The organism is Pseudomonas inefficax, from assembly GCF_900277125.1.
Classification (GTDB): Bacteria; Pseudomonadota; Gammaproteobacteria; order Pseudomonadales; family Pseudomonadaceae; genus Aquipseudomonas; species Aquipseudomonas inefficax.
On record NZ_OPYN01000103.1, the window covers coordinates 81685 to 98825 of the forward strand.

The window sequence follows — 17141 nt, forward strand, 5'->3', positions numbered from 1 at the left end:
AGCTGCCCATGGCCACCCCAAGCAAAGCATTCGCCGTTGCCCACGACCCGCTGGTGGAAGCCGACAAGGCCCACTACATGCACGGCTACCACGTGTTCGACGAGCACCGCGAGCAAGGCGCGCTGAACATCGTTGCCGGCGAGGGCGCCTACATCCGCGATACCCACGGCAACCGCTTCCTCGATGCCGTCGGCGGCATGTGGTGCACCAACATTGGCCTGGGTCGCGAGGAAATGGCCCTGGCCATCGCCGACCAGGTACGCCAGCTGGCCTATTCCAACCCGTTCTCCGACATGGCCAACGATGTGGCCATCGAGCTGTGCCAGAAGCTTGCACAGCTGGCACCGGGCGACCTGAACCATGTGTTCCTCACCACCGGCGGCTCGACCGCGGTCGACACTGCCTACCGGCTGATCCAGTACTACCAGAACTGCCGTGGCAAGCCGCACAAGAAGCACATCATCGCCCGCTACAACGCCTACCACGGCTCCACCACGCTGACCATGTCGATCGGCAACAAGGCCGCTGACCGGGTGCCGGAGTTCGATTATCAGCACGACCTGATCCACCACGTGTCCAACCCCAACCCGTACCGCGCCCCGCACGACATGGACGAGGCCGAGTTCCTCGACTTCCTGGTGGCCGAGTTCGAGGACAAGATCCTCTCGCTGGGGGCCGATAACGTGGCGGCGTTCTTCGCCGAGCCGATCATGGGCTCGGGCGGAGTGATCATTCCGCCCAAGGGCTATTTCCAGCGCATGTGGCAGCTATGCCAGACCTACGACATCCTGTTCGTCGCCGACGAAGTGGTGACTTCGTTCGGGCGCCTGGGCACCTTCTTCGCCAGCGAGGAACTGTTCGGCGTAACCCCCGACATCATCACTACCGCCAAGGGCCTGACTTCGGCTTACCTGCCGCTGGGGGCGTGCATCTTCTCCGAGCGCATCTGGCAAGTGATCGCCGAGCCGGGCAAGGGCCGCTGCTTTACCCACGGCTTTACTTACAGTGGCCACCCGGTGTGCTGCACCGCGGCGCTGAAGAACATCGAGATCATCGAGCGCGAGCATTTGCTGGAGCACGTCAAGGATGTTGGCGGCTACCTGGAACAGCGCCTGCAAAGCCTGTGCGAGCTGCCGCTGGTGGGTGATGTGCGCTGCATGAAGCTGATGGCCTGTGTCGAGTTCGTTGCCGACAAGGCCAGCAAGGCGCTGTTCGCCGACGAAGTGAACATCGGCGAACGCATCCACAGCAAGGCCCAGGCCAAAGGGCTGCTGGTGCGGCCGATCATGCACCTGAACGTGATGTCACCGCCGTTGATCATCACCCATGCGCAGGTGGACGAGATCGTCGAAACCCTGCGCCAGTGCATCATCGAAACCGCGCGCGAACTGACGGCGCTTGGCCTGTACCAGGGCCGATGAACCTGGCGCAAAGGGCTGTGCGCGGGCGTGCCTGGCAGGCTAGACTGCCGGGCATGACCCAGGCCTCCCCCGACACTCCGCTGACCCTTTCACTGGGTGCGCTGCAGCAATGGCATGCGGCGCTGCAGCGCGCATTGGCCCACAGCGAAACGCCCGAGGCGCTGGCGCATGTGGCAGCGGCCATCGGCCAGCTGGTGCAGGTGGAATCGATGATGATCAGCCTCGAGTGCCAGGGGCGGGCGCCGCAACTGCTGTACCAGCAAGGCATCCCCGACTTGCACCGCGCCGCCGTGCTGGAGCGCTACTTCAGTGCTGGCTACCTGCTCGACCCGTTCTGCCTGGCCGTGCAGAGCGGCCTGGCCGAGGGCTTCTATCACCTGCAGGAAATCGCCCCGGACAACTTCTTCGACAGCGACTATTACAAGGCCTACTACCTGGGTACCGGTTGCAGTGAAGACAGCTATTACATCGTCGACCTCAGCGCTGGCCGCAAGTTGTCACTGAGCTTGTTCCAGGGCTGCAGCGGCACGCGCCTGGGTACGGGGCAGATCGACCTGCTGCGGGCGCTGGAGCCGATGGTACGCGAACTGCTGGGGCGCTACGCCCGCCACCATCTGGAGCCCGGCCCCGCACTGGCTGAGCGTGGCAGCCTGCAGGCGGCGTTCGACAGTTTTGGCTGCCAGGTGCTGACCGACCGTGAGCGGGAGGTGGCACACATGATCTTGCGTGGGCATTCGGTGAAGTCCACCGCGCTGGAGCTGGGCATCTCGCCGGAGACGGTGCGCATGCACCGCAAGAATCTGTACCTGAAGCTGGAGATCAACTCTCAGTCGGAGTTGTTTGCGCGGTTTATCGACTGGCTGCGCGGCGGTCACCTGCCGGCCTAGCAGCAAAGGAGCAACTGCTTACTCAAATCTGAAAGCTGGCGCGATCCCTGTGGGAGCGGGTTCACCCGCGAAGCAGGCACCGCGGTGGATGGCACGGGCTTAGCCCGTGTTCGCGGGTGAACCCGCTCCCACAGGTACAGCGCTGCCCCCCCAATAATTATCAGTCCCGCCCTTTAGCCAGATAGGCCGCAAACTCCGCCTCCGGCACCATGCTGCCACCGGTCCCCCACACGAGGTGCGTGGCCCGCTCCATGCGCCCGGCCGACAGGCCCATGCGCGTCAGGTACTCAGGCGATTCAAGCACCTTTACCATGCCCGGCATCCCCGCCAGCGCCGAAGGCTCCAGCCGCGCGTTCTCCTGGTCATGGGCCAGCACCAACAGCTGGTACAGCGTCTCGTCGCTGACCGTGTAATAACCATCGAGCAAACGCTGCATCGCCTTGCCGACAAAACCGGAAGGGCGGCCTACCGCCAGGCCGTCGGCGGCGGTCAGGTTGTCGATGCCAAAATCCTGCACGCTGGTGGCGTCATGCAAACCGCTGTACACCCCCAGGAACATGCATGGCGAGTGGGTGGGCTCGGCGAAGATGCAGTGCACATGGTCGCCCCAGATCAGCTTCAGGCCGAACGCCACACCACCCGGGCCGCCGCCGACCCCGCAGGGCAGGTAGACGAACAATGGGTGTTCGGCATCCACCTTGATTCCCGCGGCCTCGAACTGGGCGACCAGCCGCTCGGCCGCGACGGCATAGCCGAGGAACAGGTGCGGCGAGTTCTCGTCGTCGACGAAGTAGCAGCTCGGGTCCGCCGCCGCCTGCTGGCGCCCTTGCTCCACTGCCACGCTGTAGTCGCTTTCGTACTCGACCACGCTCACGCCATGGGCGCGCAGTTTGTCCTTCTTCCACTGGCGGGCATCGGCCGACATGTGCACGGTGGCCTGGAAACCCAGCCTGGCGCTCATGATGCCGATCGACAGGCCGAGGTTGCCGGTCGAGCCGACCGCAACCTTGTACTGGCTGAAGAACTGCCGGGCCTGGTCGCTGGCCAATAACCGGTAATCGCTGTCGAGGCTGATCAGGCCTGCCGCCAGGGCCAGGTCTTCTGCATGCTTGAGCACTTCATGAATACCGCCGCGGGCCTTGATCGAACCGGAGATCGGCAGCTCGCTGTCGGCCTTGAGCCAGAGTGAACCGCTGGCTGGCAGGCCTGCCGCCTGCAGCAAGGTGGCGTGCAGGGCGGGCAGCGGGCGCAGTGGCGACTCGATGATGCCGCCGCTGGTGGCGGTGTCCGGGAACACCTTGGCCAGGTAAGGGGCAAAGCGGGCCAGCCGCGCACTGGCAGCGCTGACATCGGCGGCACTCAGGCCGACATCGGCCAGGGCCTGGGCGGCAGGGGCGATGTGCGGGTTGAACCAGCGGGTTTCGCGCAGGGCCACCAGGTCTTCGATCAGGGGGTGGGAGCTGCACCATGCTTGCAGTGTCTTGCCGTGAATCATGCTGGGTTTTCCTGTTGGTTGATGATGGCCGGGGGCGCATTCTTCTGGCCTGCGCAGGCCCTTGTAGGAGCGGCCTTGTGTCGCGAAAGGGCTGCAAAGCAGCCCCGGCAATTTGTGCATCTGCGCTGAAACCCTGGGGCTGCCTTGCAGCCCTTTCGCGACACAAGGCCGCTCCTACAATCGACCGCGTTAAGGCCAGGGAGCGCCCTCATTCGGCCTGCCGCGCAATCAATGCCAGGCAGCGCTGCACGATCGGGCTCACATCGCCCTTGCGCCGGCTGAGGATGATCGGGCTGACGGCGCCGCTGTCGAGCAGGCTGACATATTCGATATCGGTGCGGTGCTGCTGCTGCACCGACGCCGGCACCAGGGTCACGCCTACGCCGACGGCCACCAGGCCGATGGCGGTTTGCAGTTCGTTGGCCCACTGGCTGACGCGGATGCTCATGCCGTGGTGGGCGAACAGCGCCAGCACATGGTCGGCATAGCTGGGCCGCGGGTTGGCCGGGTAGAGGATGAACGCCTCGTCAGCCAGCTGGGCAAGTGTAAGCGGGCTGCCCGCCAGAGGGTGGCCCTTGGGCAATACGGCCACCAGCGGGTCCTCGCACAATACTTGCTGGTGAATGGCTGGGTCATCGATGCGAATGCGCCCGAAGGCGATGTCGATGCGCCCGCTTTTCAGTGCTTCCACCTGCTGCAGCGTGGTCATTTCGTTCAGGCCCAGTTCCAGCTCGCTGTCCTGGCGAAGCTCGCGGATCAGCTCCGGCAGCACCTTGTACAGGGTCGAGGGGGCAAAGCCGATCCCCAGCCACTGGCGCCGGCCCTGGCCGATGCGACGGGTGTTGTCGCTGATGTGCTCCAGCTGCTGCAGCACGGTGCAGCTCTGCTCGTAGAAGAAGCGACCCGCCTCGGTCAGCCGCAGCGGGCGCTCGCGCACCACCAGCAAGGTACCGAGCTGGTCCTCGAGTTGGCTGATCTGCCGGCTCAGCGGTGGCTGGGCAATGTGCAGTAGCTCGGCGGCGCGAGTGAAGTTCAGGGTTTCGGCCAGGACCTTGAAGTAACGCAGGTGGCGCAGCTCCATCAGACCTCCAGGGTATGGTGGGAGATTCATTCGATATTGGACGGCTATCAGGGTCTCGCGCAATCCTTGAACAAGCAAGTAAATGCACCACTCGGGCCTGCGGCTGGCAGCCCGAAACAACGGGACCTGGCAACAATGACAAGCGCGCTGATTGAACGTATCGAGGCAATTATCGTCGACCTGCCGACCATTCGCCCGCACAAGCTGGCGATGCACACCATGCAGCAGCAGACCCTGGTGGTATTGCGCGTTCGCTGCAGCGATGGCGTGGAAGGCATCGGCGAGGCCACCACCATCGGCGGCCTGGCCTATGGCTACGAAAGCCCCGAGGGCATCAAGGCGAACATCGATGCGCACCTGGCGCCGGCCTTGATCGGCCTGCCGGCAGACAATATCAACGCCGCCATGCTCAAGCTGGACAAGCTGGCCAAGGGCAACACCTTTGCCAAGTCGGGTATCGAGAGCGCCTTGCTCGATGCCCAGGGCAAGCGCCTGGGCCTGCCAGTCAGCGAACTGCTGGGTGGCCGCGTGCGCGACAGCCTGGAAGTGGCCTGGACCTTGGCCAGCGGTGACACCGCCCGCGACATCGGCGAAGCCCTGCACATGCTGGAGATCAAGCGGCATCGGGTATTCAAGCTGAAGATCGGCGCCAACCCGTTGGCCCAGGACCTCAAGCATGTGGTGGCGATCAAGCGCGAGCTGGGCGACAGGGCCAGCGTGCGGGTGGACGTCAACCAGTACTGGGACGAGTCCCAGGCCATCCATGCCTGCCAGGTGCTTGGCGATAATGGCATCGACCTGATCGAGCAACCGATTTCGCGTATCAACCGCAGCGGCCAGGTGCGCCTGAACCAGCGCAGCCCGGCGCCGATCATGGCCGACGAGTCGATCGAAAGCGTCGAGGACGCCTTCAGCCTGGCTGCCATTGGCGCGGCCAGCATCTTCGCCCTGAAAATCGCCAAGAACGGCGGCCCGCGCGCTGTACTGCGCACCGCGCAAATCGCCGAGGCTGCCGGCATCGCCCTGTATGGCGGGACCATGCTCGAAGGCTCGATCGGCACCCTGGCTTCGGCTCATGCCTTCCTGACCCTGCGCCAGCTCACCTGGGGCACCGAGCTGTTCGGGCCGCTGCTGCTGACCGAAGAAATCGTCAACGAGCCGCCGCAGTACCGCGACTTCCAGCTGCACATTCCACGTACACCAGGCCTGGGCCTGACCCTGGATGAACAGCGCCTGGCGCGCTTCGCCCGCCGCTGAGTCACGCTGGCTGAAAGAACACACAACCCCTGTGGGAGCGGCTTCAGCCGCGAAGCAGGCGACACGGTGGATGGCACGGGCTTCGCCTGTGTTCGCGGGTAAACCCGCTCCCACAGTGTTCGCGCCAAATCAGAGAAAGGAGAAACCCGCATGTTGTTCCACGTGAAGATGACCGTGAAACTGCCGGTCGACATGGACCCGGCCAAGGCCGCCCGGCTCAAGGCCGACGAAAAGGAACTGGCCCAGCGCCTGCAGCGCGAAGGTACCTGGCGCCACCTGTGGCGCATTGCCGGCCACTACGCCAACTACAGCGTGTTCGATGTACCCAGCGTCGAGGCGCTGCACGATACCCTGATGCAGCTGCCGTTGTTCCCGTACATGGACATCGAGGTCGATGGCCTTTGTCGGCACCCCTCGTCGATTCACAGCGACGACCGCTGAGTCGCGCCTGTCCAGACGCCGGGGCTCGCAGTCACCGCCAGCGTGCGTTGCAAAACAGCTGGCCCTGAAGGGGAACCTGTGGGAGCGGGCATGCCCGCGAAGCAGGCACCACGGTGTATGGCACCGGCTTTGCCGGTGTTCGCGGGCATGCCCGCTCCCACAGGGTACCCTGCCAATAGATGACTGGTTTTTGCCTGGGCCTTTCCGTGCGGGGAGGGCCTGGGCTTTTTGCTGCCAGGGGCGGTTGATCTAGAATCCGCCTTTTACCCGAGCCCCCGCACCATGCTGCCCATCGAATTGCTGGCAACCACTGCCGACCAGGCCCCGCTGATTCGCAACCTTTACCAGTTCTACGCCTACGAGTCCTCGGACTGGGAGCAGGAAGACGTCGAAGTGGACGGCCGCTTCTATATCCATGACGAGCACCTGCAACGTTACTGGCAAGCCGATGGCTGGGGCGCGTACCTGGTGCTGGCAGACGGCTTCATCGCTGGTTTCGTGCTGGTCGAACGCAGCGAGCTGACAGGCATCGACGCCTTCGAACTGGCCGATCTGTTCATCCTGAAAAAGTACCGCCGACAGGGCATCGGCCGGGCGGTGGCGTTGCAACTGCTGGGCGGCGAGGGCGACTGGCTGATGCGCTGTTACGCCCAGGACATGCCGGCCGTGGCCTTCTGCAATGGCGTGCTGGCCGCGCTGTCGCGCCCGGCGCAGGCCATAGCCCTGGATGATGAACCGGGCTTGCTCAATTTCCTGGTGACGGGCGCCCGCCATTGAGGGTTGCCAGCCTTCGCTCGCAAATTGAAGGGATCGTGGCTTTTTGTGAACTACTTCACAAAATTGTCTTCGAAGGCATAATGCCACCAATCCTTTTCATGCCTTTCGAAGGCCCAGGTAAAGATCATGTCGCTAGTCGCAAGCCCCGACATCATGTACCGGCTGTTGATCCAGAGTGTGGTGGACTATGCCTTCTACCTGCTCACCCCCGAAGGTATTGTCGCCAACTGGAACCCCGGCGCCCAGCGCGCCAAGGGCTACCTGGCCGAGGAAATCGTCGGCCAGCACTACTCGCTGTTCTACACCGATGCCGAGCGCGCCGCGGGGCTGCCCGCGCTCAACCTGGAGCAGGCGCGCAGCACCGGGCGCTTCGAAGAGATCGGTTCGCGGCGGCGCAAGGACGGTACGACCTTCCATGCCCATGTGGTGATCGACGCGGTGCACGACGATGCCGGGCAACTGGTGGGGTTCGCCAAGGTCACCCGCGACATTTCCGAGCACCACCGGCAAGAGTTGGAACTGTTACAGGCCAAGGAACTGGCCGAGCAGTACAGCCAGGAAATGGCCAAGCTGTCGCAGTTCCTTGATTCGGTGATTGCCAACATCCCCGCCAGCGTCATTGTCCAGGACCTGGAAAGCCAGCGCATCCTGCTGGCCAACCAGCAGGCCGAACGCCTGTTCGGCGGCCCCCAGCGCAGCATGATCGGGCAGTTGCCCGGCGAATGCCTGGCACCGGCCGTTGCCGGTTACCTGGAGCAGCAACTGGCCCGTGGTGCCCGCAGCACCAAAGGCCATGCCGCCGAAACCCGGGTCGACACGGCCTGTGGCCCACGCACCCTGCGCAGCCGCGCCTTGCTTAGCCAGAACCGTGAAGGCCAGGCCGACTACGTGCTGTTCGTTGCCGAAGACGCCACCGAAGAGCTGGCCGCCCACGCGCAGATCCACCACATGGCGCACCACGATGCGCTGACCGGGCTGCCCAACCGCACCCTGTTCAACGAACGCCTGCGCCAGGCGCTGGTGCGTGACAGCGAGCACGCCAAGCTGACCGCCGCCCTGTGCCTGGACCTGGACAACTTCAAGAACATCAACGATTCGCTGGGCCACGCCTTTGGCGACAAGCTGCTGCGCGCGCTGGGCAAGCGCCTGCGCCGCGAGCTGCGCGAACACGACACCTTGGCCCGCCTGGGCGGCGACGAGTTTGCCGTGGTGCTGACCGGCCTCGAAGGCCGGGACGCCGCATGCAACACTGCGCAGCGCCTGATCAATGCGATCTGCCCACCGTTCCAGATCGAGGGGCACCAGTTCACGGTGGGGGTGAGCATCGGCATCGCCATTGCGCCTGATGACAGCGACCAGGCCGAGCAACTGCTGGGCTACGCCGACATGGCGCTGTACGAGGCCAAGCGCAACGGTCGCAACCGCTACGAGTGCTTCAACGTCGAACTGGACGTCGCCGCCCGCCAGCGCCGTCTGGTGGAAACCGACCTGCGCACCGCATTGCACCTGGGCCAGTTGCAGTTGCACTACCAGCCGGTGGTCGACCAGCAGACCAGCAGCGTTACCGGCTATGAGGCGTTGCTGCGCTGGGACCACCCGACTCGCGGCATGGTCATGCCCATGGACTTCATCCCCATCGCCGAGGAAACCGGCCTGATCCATGAACTTGGCACCCGGGCGCTGAACCTGGCCTGCCAGGAGGCGGCCAGTTGGGACAGCGAGCAGACGGTGTCGGTCAACCTCTCGGCGGTGCAGTTCAAGAATGCCAACCTGGTGCACAGCGTGGCCCTGGCGCTGGCCGACTCCGGCCTGTCGCCACAGCGGCTGGAGCTGGAGGTCACCGAGTCGGTGCTGCTGGGCAACAGCGAGGAAAACGTGCGCACCCTGCGTGCACTGAAGGACCTGGGCGTGTCCATTTCGCTGGATGATTTCGGCACCGGCTATTCCTCGCTGGGCTATTTGCGTTCGTTCCCGTTCGATCGGATCAAGATCGACAAGTCATTCGTGCATGACATGTGCGACAGCCGCGAGGCGATGTCGATCATCCGCGCCATTACCGACCTGTCCAATAGCCTGATGATCAAGACCACGGCCGAGGGGGTGGAGTCGGAGGAGCAGATGCGCCGGTTGGCGGCGGAGGGGTGCTCGCACTTCCAGGGCTACCTGTATGGGCGACCGGCACCGGCAAACGAGCGGTTGAAGCAGGTCATGACGCCGGCGTGACGGCCTACGCGGCCCATTGTGGGAGCGGCCTTGTGTCGCGATTAGGGCGCGCAGCGCCCCCAACATTTTCAGCTTCGCCGCAAAAATTGCCGGGGCCGCTTTGCGGCCCTTTCGCGACACAAGGCCGCTCCCACAGAAAGATCGTGTCAGCTTTCAGATATTGAGCAGCACTCAGCTGTTCCAGTCCGGCGCAAACGCCGGGCTCACCACCCGCTGGTCCTTCGGCAACCCGGCGATCGCCGCGCGGTCCTCGTCATCCAGTTGCACGTTCGACGCCGCCAGGTTGGCCAGTTGGTTCTCGCGGCTGCCGGCCTTGGGGATCACCGCCACGCCGTCCTGGTCCAGCAACCACTTCAGCGCCACCTGGCTGGGCAGTACGCCGTGCTTGCGGGCGATCGCCTGGATCACCGGCTGCGCCGCAGCCTGCCCACGGGCCAGCGGGGTGTAGGCGGTGAGCAGCAGGTCGTGGCGGCGGGCATAGTCCAGCAGCGGTTGCTGGCCGAGCAGCACATGGTATTCCACCTGGATCGCCGACAAGGGTGCGCCCAGGGTTTCCACCACCTGGTGCAGCAGCCCCAGCGGGAAGTTGGCTACGCCGATGCTGCGTGCCTTGCCCTCGTCACGCAGGGCCACCAAGGTTTCGATGCTGCGGGCCAGGTCCCAGTCCTTGCCGGGCCAGTGGATGTGGAACAGGTCGACCTGCTCGGTACCCAGCGCACGCAGGCTGCCCTCCAGCGACTGGCGCATGGCCTTGGGCGCCAGGCGATCCCACCATACCTTGGTGGTCAGGTGAATCTGCTCGCGCGGCACATCGCTGTCGCGCAGGGCCTGGCCGACGGCAGCTTCGTTGTCATAGGCAGTGGCGGTGTCGATGTGCCGGTAACCCACTTCAAGCGCCTGGCGCACGGCCTGGGTGCACTCGCTGCCGGTCATCGGCCAGGTGCCCAGGCCGATCGCGGGCAGGTCCAGGCCGTTACGGGTGGTGAGCCTTTGCATGTAAATTCCTTGTAGGGTGTGCAGGGTTCGCCCTCGATGGTCGGCGATCAGCACGGCACGGGCCATGTGCGTGGGGCGGAAAGTGGTCGATCAGCGAACAGAAATTGCAGTCGGCCTCGCTAGCGGCAATTGAACTTCCTTATTCTCGGGCATCTCTTCTAGAATCCGAACTGTTGCATCCGCCAGGCAACGCCTGCGCGGCCTTCCCCGGGCGCCGCATCCAGCCGCGCCGTCATCGAGAGTGCCATGAGTTCCAGCACACCGCTGTCCGGAGTCAACCAACCCCTGCGCGGCATCGCCCTGGTGGTGGTGGCGACGTTCCTGTTCGCCAGTCACGATGCCCTGTCCAAGTTCCTCGGCGGCTTGTACCCGATCATCATGGTGGTGTGGGCGCGGTATGTGGTGCACACGCTGCTGATGGCCGGCATCTTCCTGCCCAAGGCCGGCCTCAACGTGCTGCGCACCCGCCGCCCGCTGTTGCAGACGTTACGTGCCCTGAGCCTGCTGAGTACCAGCCTGCTGTTCACCACCGGGCTGCAGTACCTGCCGCTGGCCGAGGCCACTGCGGTCAACTTCCTTGCCCCGGTGCTGGTCACCGCGCTGTCGGCGCCGCTGCTGAAGGAGCGGGTGACGGTGGGGCAGTGGGCGGCGGTGGTGATGGGCTTCATCGGCGTGCTGGTGGTGGTGCACCCGGGCGGGGCGATGTTCACCCCGGCCATCCTGTATCCGTTCGGTTCGGCGCTGGGTTTCTGCTTCTATCAGTTGCTGACGCGGATCCTGGCCGCGCATGACAGCCCGACCACCAGCAACTTTTATGCGGGGTTGTGCAACACCCTGGCGATGAGTGCGCTGGTGCCGTTCTTCTGGGAGGTGCCGCGTTGGGACCATGCGCTGCTGATGCTGGCGCTGGGTGGCTTTGGCATGACTGCGCACCTGCTGCTGACCCAGGCCTTCCGCCATGCGGCACCGGCCTTGCTGGCACCGTTCAGCTATTGCCAGATCGTGTTTGCCGGGTTGCTTGGGTTGGTTGTGTATAGCCAGGTGCCGGATACCCTGAGCCTGGTGGGTATCTCGGTGATTTGCCTCAGTGGGCTGGGGGCGGCATGGATGCAGCGGGGTAAGTGACAACCTGTAGTGGCCTCTTCTCGGGTAAACCCGCTCCCACAGGTACAGCGCAGCTGTGGGAGCGGGTTTACCCGCGAAAGGGCCCTCAAACCCGACCCTTCAACAACGCCTGCAGCGAATCGTCAAAGTCCCGCAGTGCATCCGCCTGCACCTCCCGCTCATCCTCGACCACCCGCGCCACATCACCCAGGCTTTTGCTGGCCCGCCCTTCCGCGCGGCCGATGTAGGTCAGCTGGTCATCGAAAAAGCGCGCCACCACCCGGCTTTCGATACCTGCTCTGGCCAGACGGCTTTCGGTGTCCAGCAGCACGATCACATCCGGGTGGTCACCCAGCAGCGTGTCCAGGTCGTCATAGAAAGTCACTTCGGCAAACTGCTGCGCCAGTGACCGTGCCAGCCAGTCATACGCCTGGCTCTCGCTGCCCAGGGTCGCAGCAGGGCCGCGCGGGCCCTGGGCCGGCGCAACTGCCTGGGTACGATGGCTGTCGAGGTATTCGAGTGTTGCTTCGGCGTCACGCCCCAGCAGTACCGCCACCCGTTGGCCGGGTGCCAGGGCGACACTGGAAATGGCCGTGGCGGAATAGAAGTGCCCGTAGGGCTGCGCGTCGGTAGCGGCCGGGCTGGCACAACCGCCAAGGGCGGCCAGCAAGGCGAGCAGGGCAGCGATCATGCCGGTTTTCATGGGAGGCCTCATCAATCAGTGAATGCCGCCATCTTCCGCCCGGGCTTGGCACAGCGGAACTTGATGGCATTCATGGTAGCTATCGATGAAGTCGATGCATCACTGCGTGGCCATGAACTGCAGGATGCGCTCGCGCAGCCAGCGCTCGGCCGGGTCATTGTCCTGGGCGCCGCTCCAGACCATCGACAGTTCCGCCTCGGTGATGTCGAACGGCGCCGGGTCGGCGCGCAGGCTGCCGTCGTCGGCCAGGGCGCAGGCGGCGTAGTCCGGTACCGTGGCGATCAGCTCGGTGTTGCGCAGCAGGGCGCGCAGGCTACCGAACTGCGGCACTGCCAGCACCACCTTGCGGCAGCGGCCGATGCGCGCCAGGTCAAGGTCGATATTGCCGCTCATGTCGCCGGAGAACGACACCATCACATGCGGGCGGGCGCAGTATTCGTCGAGGGTCAGCGGGCCCGGGCGGTCATCGGCGCGCAGCACCCGCACGCCGATGTTGCGCAGCTTGCGGCGCTTGGCGGTGGCCGGCAGGTCGGTGGTGTAACTCACGCCCACCGAGATCTCACCGCTGGCCAGCAGCCCTGGCATCAGCAGGAAGTTGGCCCGGCGCACCACCACGCTGATGTTCGGGGCCTCTTCGCGCAGGGCCTGCAGCAGGGCCGGGAACAGGCCGAACTCAGCATCGTCCGACAGGCCCAGACGGAACACGTTGCAGCTGTTGACCGGGTCGAACTCGCGGGCGCGGCTGATGGCTGCGGAAATCACGTCCATGGCCGGCCCCAGTTCGGCGAAGATCTGCATGGCCCTTGGCGTAGGCTCCATGGCCCGGCCGTTGCGGATCAGCAGCGGGTCGTCGAACAATTCGCGCAGGCGGGCGAGGGCGGCGCTGACGGTGGGCTGGGTGATGAACAGCTTTTCGCCGACCCGGGTCAGGTTGCGTTCGATCATCAGGGCTTCGAACAGTACCAGCAGGTTCATGTCGACGCGGCGCAGGTCGTTGCGGTTCATGAGGGTACGGGTTCCGGGTTGGAAGGGTTGGCGTTGTATTGGAGCATATGGACAGCTTGGTTGCCTTGTATGGATGTGCCGGCCTCTTCGCGGGTAAACCCGCTCCCACAGGTTCAGCACAGGTATTGAGAGCTGTGCAGTACCTGTGGGAGCGGGTTTACCCGCGAAGAGGCCGGCACAGAAAAGCTGACAGAGCCAAGCTATCGCCCCTCAATAGCCACTCTATTAGAACTCTGCTCAAGCTCGGCTAGTCTTTCCCCTGGCCCCGCGAATTCTGCCAGCGGGCGGCATGTCAGCACCTGTGTGCAAGACCGCGCCAACCCCGTCATGACAGCTTCGCAAGCCCCGTGTAGACCTGATGAGGGGTAGCACGAGCCCACGCGCTCGGCTGAAAGAACACCTGGCATAGACCGGAAATCTGGATAACCGACCCAAAGGTACCCGCAGATGTCGAACGAATCGAAATGCCCGTTCCATCAAACCGCAGGTGGCGGCACCACCAATCGTGATTGGTGGCCTGACCAGCTCAACCTGAGAATTCTTCACCAGCATTCCTCCAAGTCCGACCCGATGGACCCGGATTTCGATTATGCCAAGGCATTCAAGAGCCTCGACTTCCAGGCCCTGAAGAAAGACCTGACCGCCTTGATGACCGACTCCCAGGACTGGTGGCCCGCCGACTTCGGCCACTACGGCCCGCTGTTCATCCGCATGGCCTGGCACAGCGCCGGGACCTACCGCATCGGCGATGGTCGGGGCGGTGCAGGCTCCGGCCAGCAGCGCTTCGCCCCGCTCAACAGCTGGCCGGACAACGTCAGCCTGGACAAGGCCCGGCGCCTGCTGTGGCCGATCAAGCAGAAGTACGGCAACAAGATTTCCTGGGCCGACCTGATCGTGCTCACCGGTAACGTCGCCCTCGAATCCATGGGCTTCAAGACCTTCGGCTTCTCCGGCGGGCGTGCCGATGTGTGGGAGCCGGACGAAGATGTGTACTGGGGTTCGGAAAAGGTCTGGCTGGGCGGTGACACCCGCTACGGCAAGGCCCAGCCGCCTGGCAAGGGCGACCTGGTGGCGGAGCCGGCCAAGCACCCCGAGGAGCAGGGCCGTACCCTGGAGGGCGAGCGCAACCTGGAAAACCCCCTGGCCGCCGTGCAGATGGGCCTGATCTATGTGAACCCGGAAGGCCCGGAAGGTACCCCCGACCCGGTGGCCTCGGGCAAGGACATCCGTGACACCTTCGGCCGCATGGCCATGAACGATGAAGAAACCGTTGCCCTGATCGCCGGTGGCCACGCCTTCGGCAAGACCCACGGTGCAGGCCCTGCCGACAACGTCGGCCCGGAGCCGGAAGCTGCAGGCCTGGAGCTGCAGGGGTTGGGCTGGGCCAACAAGTTCGGCAGCGGCAAGGGTGGCGATACCATCACCAGTGGCCTGGAAGTGACCTGGACTTCCACCCCCACTCGATGGAGCAACGAATACCTCAACAACCTGTTCAACTTCGACTGGGAACTGACCAAGAGCCCGGCCGGTGCCCACCAGTGGCGGCCGAAGGAGGGCAAGGGGGCAGGCACCGTGCCGGATGCCCATGACCCGGGCAAACGCCACGCGCCTTCCATGCTCACCTCCGACCTGGCGCTGCGCTTCGACCCGATCTACGAGCCGATTGCCCGCCGCTTCAAGGACAACCCTGAACAGTTGGCAGACGCTTTCGCTCGCGCCTGGTACAAGCTGATCCATCGCGACATGGGCCCATTGGCGCGCTACCTGGGCCCGGAAATGCCCAACGAAGAGCTGCTGTGGCAAGACCCGCTGCCAAAAGTCGACCACCCCCTGGTGGGCGAGCAGGACATTGCCGCGCTCAAGGCCAAGGTGCTGGCGGCGGGCCTGAGCGTTGGCGAGCTGGTGGCTACAGCCTGGGCGGCGGCGTCGACTTTCCGCGGTTCGGACAAGCGTGGCGGGGCCAATGGTGGCCGCCTGCGCCTGGCGCCGCAGATAGACTGGCCGGCGAACCAGGGCACAGGCAAAGTGCTGGCGGCGCTGGAGAGGATCCAGGCCGAGTTCAATGCCGGTGGCAAGAAGATCTCCCTGGCCGACCTGATCGTTCTGGCTGGTACTGCGGCAGTGGAAAAGGCCGCCAAGGACGGCGGGCACGACGTCAGCGTGGCGTTCCGCCCGGGGCGAACCGATGCCTCCCAGGCGCAAACCGACGTCGAGTCGTTCGCCGTGCTGGAGCCGCTGGCCGATGGTTTCCGCAACTTCACCAAGTCCCGCTACAGCGTCAAGGCCGAGAAGCTGCTGCTGGACAAGGCCCAGCTGTTGACCCTGACCGCGCCGGAAATGACCGTGCTGATCGGCGGCCTGCGTGTGCTCGGTGCCAACCATGGCGGCAGCCAGCAGGGCGTGTTCACCGACAAGGTCGGTACCCTGAGCAACGACTTCTTCCGCAACCTGCTGGACATGGGCGTGGAATGGAAACCGACTTCGGCGGATAACGAAACCTTCGAAGGGCGCGACCGCAAGACCGGGCAGTTGAAGTGGACCGGTAGCCGGGTTGACCTGGTGTTCGGCTCCCATGCCCAGTTGCGGGCGTTGAGCGAGGTGTATGGCAGCAGTGATGGCCGGGACAAGTTCGTGCGGGACTTTGTGGCGGCCTGGGAGAAGGTGATGGAGCTGGATCGCTTTGACCTGAAATAGCTTCGTCAGAAATGGGGGCGCTTTGCGCCCCTATCGCGACACAAGGCCGCTCCCACAGGTTCGGCGCCGCATGTGGATTCGGCGGTGGCTTGTGGGAGCGGCCTTGTGTCGCGATGGGGCTGCAAAGCAGCCCCATGCTCTGCGGGGGCTGGACCATTTCAATCTTCCTGTGCAAGCTGATGCTCGACAGTGATTGCACACAGAAGGTGATCGTTCGTGAACCCCGAATCCATGCTGGCGGCATTGCCAGGCTACGCCATGTCGGCCGAGTCGATCCAGGTGCTGCCCGGTGCCAAGGCCTACCGCGCCTGCCTGCTCGAGCGCATCCGCGCCGCAACCCGGCGTATCGTCATCGTTGCGCTGTACCTGCAGGAAGACGAGGCCGGCCAGGAAGTGCTGGATGCCTTGTACCAGGCCAAGGCCGCGCGGCCGGGGCTTGAAATCACCATCGTGGTCGACTGGTTCCGTGCCCGCCGCGGCCTGCTGGGCGCCGGGCGCCAGCCGGGTAATGCCGCCTGGTACCAAGCCCAGCGCCAGCACCATGGGCTGGACATCGTCATCCATGGCGTACCGGTGCAGACCCGTGAGCTGTTCGGCGTGTTGCACCTGAAGGGCAGTATCATCGACGACTGTGTAATCTACACCGGCGCGAGCCTGAACAATGTGTACCTGCACCGTTTCGACCGTTACCGCCTGGACCGCTACCACCTGTTCCAGTCACCAGAACTGGCCGACGCGATGGTCGGTCTGGTACGGCGTCTGTTGCACCACACCGCCACTCCGCGCCTCGATCTGCCGGCGCCACCCTCCACCCGCAGCCTGCGCGGCGACATCCGACGTTTGCGCGCGCGGCTGCGGCGCATGGCCTATGAGGCACCGACCAGCGGGGCGGGGCAGGGCCTGCGGGTTGTACCGCTATTGGGTGTGGGGCGTGGCAACCCGCTGAACAGGGCACTGTGCGCCTTGTTGGCGGCGGCGCGTACGCAGATCATCATCAGCACGCCGTATTTCAACCCGCCCCGGGTGCTGATGCGCGAGCTCGACCATGCCCTGGCGC

At 64.7% G+C, this 17141-nt stretch carries 14 protein-coding genes; 9 read left to right on the forward strand and 5 right to left on the reverse strand.

The genetic code is table 11. The features are described from left to right. Positions 1 to 8 precede the first annotated feature (8 nt). Both JV551A3_RS13160 and JV551A3_RS13165 read left to right on the forward strand, forming a co-directional pair. Positions 9 to 1421 carry an aminotransferase gene (locus JV551A3_RS13160; RefSeq protein ID WP_133971782.1) on the forward strand — a complete coding sequence of 471 codons (1413 nt, stop codon included), beginning with the start codon at positions 9 to 11 and terminating at the stop codon, positions 1419 to 1421. A 53-nt stretch (positions 1422 to 1474) separates the two neighbouring features. Next, on the forward strand, positions 1475 to 2308 hold the full coding sequence (locus JV551A3_RS13165) for a helix-turn-helix transcriptional regulator (RefSeq protein ID WP_235874569.1): 834 nt from the start codon (positions 1475 to 1477) through the stop codon (positions 2306 to 2308). A 160-nt stretch (positions 2309 to 2468) separates the two neighbouring features. Here the strand turns inward: JV551A3_RS13165 and JV551A3_RS13175 are convergent, their stop codons facing one another. Both JV551A3_RS13175 and catR read right to left on the reverse strand, forming a co-directional pair. Next, positions 2469 to 3803, reverse strand: coding sequence for a D-serine ammonia-lyase (locus JV551A3_RS13175; RefSeq protein WP_133971786.1), 1335 nt, complete (start codon positions 3801 to 3803; stop codon positions 2469 to 2471). A gap of 208 nt (positions 3804 to 4011) precedes the next feature. Then, positions 4012 to 4884 carry an HTH-type transcriptional regulator CatR gene (gene catR, locus JV551A3_RS13185; protein WP_133971790.1) on the reverse strand — a complete coding sequence of 291 codons (873 nt, stop codon included), beginning with the start codon at positions 4882 to 4884 and terminating at the stop codon, positions 4012 to 4014. Positions 4885 to 5019: 135 nt separating this feature from the next. Between catR and JV551A3_RS13190 the strand changes: the two genes are divergently transcribed. From JV551A3_RS13190 to JV551A3_RS13210, 4 genes are all read left to right on the forward strand, one after another. Then, entirely contained in the window at positions 5020 to 6141 is a 1122-nt protein-coding gene (locus JV551A3_RS13190) for a muconate cycloisomerase family protein (protein WP_133971792.1), read from the forward strand. Between the two features lie 150 nt (positions 6142 to 6291). Next, positions 6292 to 6582, forward strand: coding sequence for a muconolactone Delta-isomerase (gene catC / locus JV551A3_RS13200; protein ID WP_013973066.1), 291 nt, complete (start codon positions 6292 to 6294; stop codon positions 6580 to 6582). 282 nt (positions 6583 to 6864) lie between these two features. Continuing rightward, a complete protein-coding gene (locus tag JV551A3_RS13205; protein WP_133971796.1) occupies positions 6865 to 7359 on the forward strand; it encodes a GNAT family N-acetyltransferase in 495 nt (164 codons plus the stop codon). Between the two features lie 126 nt (positions 7360 to 7485). Continuing rightward, positions 7486 to 9582, forward strand: a complete 2097-nt coding sequence (locus JV551A3_RS13210) for a putative bifunctional diguanylate cyclase/phosphodiesterase (RefSeq protein WP_133971798.1) — start codon at positions 7486 to 7488, stop codon at positions 9580 to 9582. Positions 9583 to 9753: 171 nt separating this feature from the next. On the opposite strand, the gene JV551A3_RS13215 is transcribed toward JV551A3_RS13210, so the two are convergent. Continuing rightward, a complete protein-coding gene (locus JV551A3_RS13215) occupies positions 9754 to 10578 on the reverse strand; it encodes an aldo/keto reductase (RefSeq protein WP_133971800.1) in 825 nt (274 codons plus the stop codon). 246 nt (positions 10579 to 10824) lie between these two features. On the opposite strand from JV551A3_RS13215, the gene JV551A3_RS13220 reads away from it, so the two are divergent. Continuing rightward, entirely contained in the window at positions 10825 to 11703 is an 879-nt protein-coding gene (locus JV551A3_RS13220; RefSeq protein ID WP_133971802.1) for a DMT family transporter, read from the forward strand. Positions 11704 to 11788: 85 nt separating this feature from the next. Here JV551A3_RS13220 and JV551A3_RS13225 read toward each other — a convergent pair whose 3' ends face one another. Beyond that, a complete protein-coding gene (locus tag JV551A3_RS13225; RefSeq protein ID WP_133971804.1) occupies positions 11789 to 12385 on the reverse strand; it encodes a hypothetical protein in 597 nt (198 codons plus the stop codon). A 99-nt stretch (positions 12386 to 12484) separates the two neighbouring features. Then, positions 12485 to 13390, reverse strand: coding sequence for a LysR family transcriptional regulator (locus JV551A3_RS13230; RefSeq protein ID WP_025338767.1), 906 nt, complete (start codon positions 13388 to 13390; stop codon positions 12485 to 12487). A gap of 447 nt (positions 13391 to 13837) precedes the next feature. Here JV551A3_RS13230 and katG point away from each other — a divergent pair, with 447 nt between their 5' ends. Next, positions 13838 to 16084 (forward strand): catalase/peroxidase HPI, encoded by a 2247-nt coding sequence (katG, locus tag JV551A3_RS13235; protein WP_133971806.1) that lies wholly within the window; start codon positions 13838 to 13840, stop codon positions 16082 to 16084. 231 nt (positions 16085 to 16315) lie between these two features. Then, positions 16316 to 17141, forward strand: an 826-nt coding sequence (pssA, locus tag JV551A3_RS13240; RefSeq protein WP_235874570.1) for a CDP-diacylglycerol--serine O-phosphatidyltransferase, incomplete at its 3' end; no start/stop codon positions are given.

What these genes read in the sequence shown, in the direction of transcription:
- JV551A3_RS13160 (WP_133971782.1), top strand. Translation starts at nt 9, where the DNA reads ATGGCCACCCCAAGCAAAGCATTCGCCGTTGCCCACGACCCGCTGGTG.
- JV551A3_RS13165 (WP_235874569.1), top strand. Translation starts at nt 1,475, where the DNA reads ATGACCCAGGCCTCCCCCGACACTCCGCTGACCCTTTCACTGGGTGCG.
- JV551A3_RS13175 (WP_133971786.1), bottom strand. Translation starts at nt 3,803, where the DNA reads ATGATTCACGGCAAGACACTGCAAGCATGGTGCAGCTCCCACCCCCTG.
- catR (WP_133971790.1), bottom strand. Translation starts at nt 4,884, where the DNA reads ATGGAGCTGCGCCACCTGCGTTACTTCAAGGTCCTGGCCGAAACCCTG.
- JV551A3_RS13190 (WP_133971792.1), top strand. Translation starts at nt 5,020, where the DNA reads ATGACAAGCGCGCTGATTGAACGTATCGAGGCAATTATCGTCGACCTG.
- catC (WP_013973066.1), top strand. Translation starts at nt 6,292, where the DNA reads ATGTTGTTCCACGTGAAGATGACCGTGAAACTGCCGGTCGACATGGAC.
- JV551A3_RS13205 (WP_133971796.1), top strand. Translation starts at nt 6,865, where the DNA reads ATGCTGCCCATCGAATTGCTGGCAACCACTGCCGACCAGGCCCCGCTG.
- JV551A3_RS13210 (WP_133971798.1), top strand. Translation starts at nt 7,486, where the DNA reads ATGTCGCTAGTCGCAAGCCCCGACATCATGTACCGGCTGTTGATCCAG.
- JV551A3_RS13215 (WP_133971800.1), bottom strand. Translation starts at nt 10,578, where the DNA reads ATGCAAAGGCTCACCACCCGTAACGGCCTGGACCTGCCCGCGATCGGC.
- JV551A3_RS13220 (WP_133971802.1), top strand. Translation starts at nt 10,825, where the DNA reads ATGAGTTCCAGCACACCGCTGTCCGGAGTCAACCAACCCCTGCGCGGC.
- JV551A3_RS13225 (WP_133971804.1), bottom strand. Translation starts at nt 12,385, where the DNA reads ATGAAAACCGGCATGATCGCTGCCCTGCTCGCCTTGCTGGCCGCCCTT.
- JV551A3_RS13230 (WP_025338767.1), bottom strand. Translation starts at nt 13,390, where the DNA reads ATGAACCGCAACGACCTGCGCCGCGTCGACATGAACCTGCTGGTACTG.
- katG (WP_133971806.1), top strand. Translation starts at nt 13,838, where the DNA reads ATGTCGAACGAATCGAAATGCCCGTTCCATCAAACCGCAGGTGGCGGC.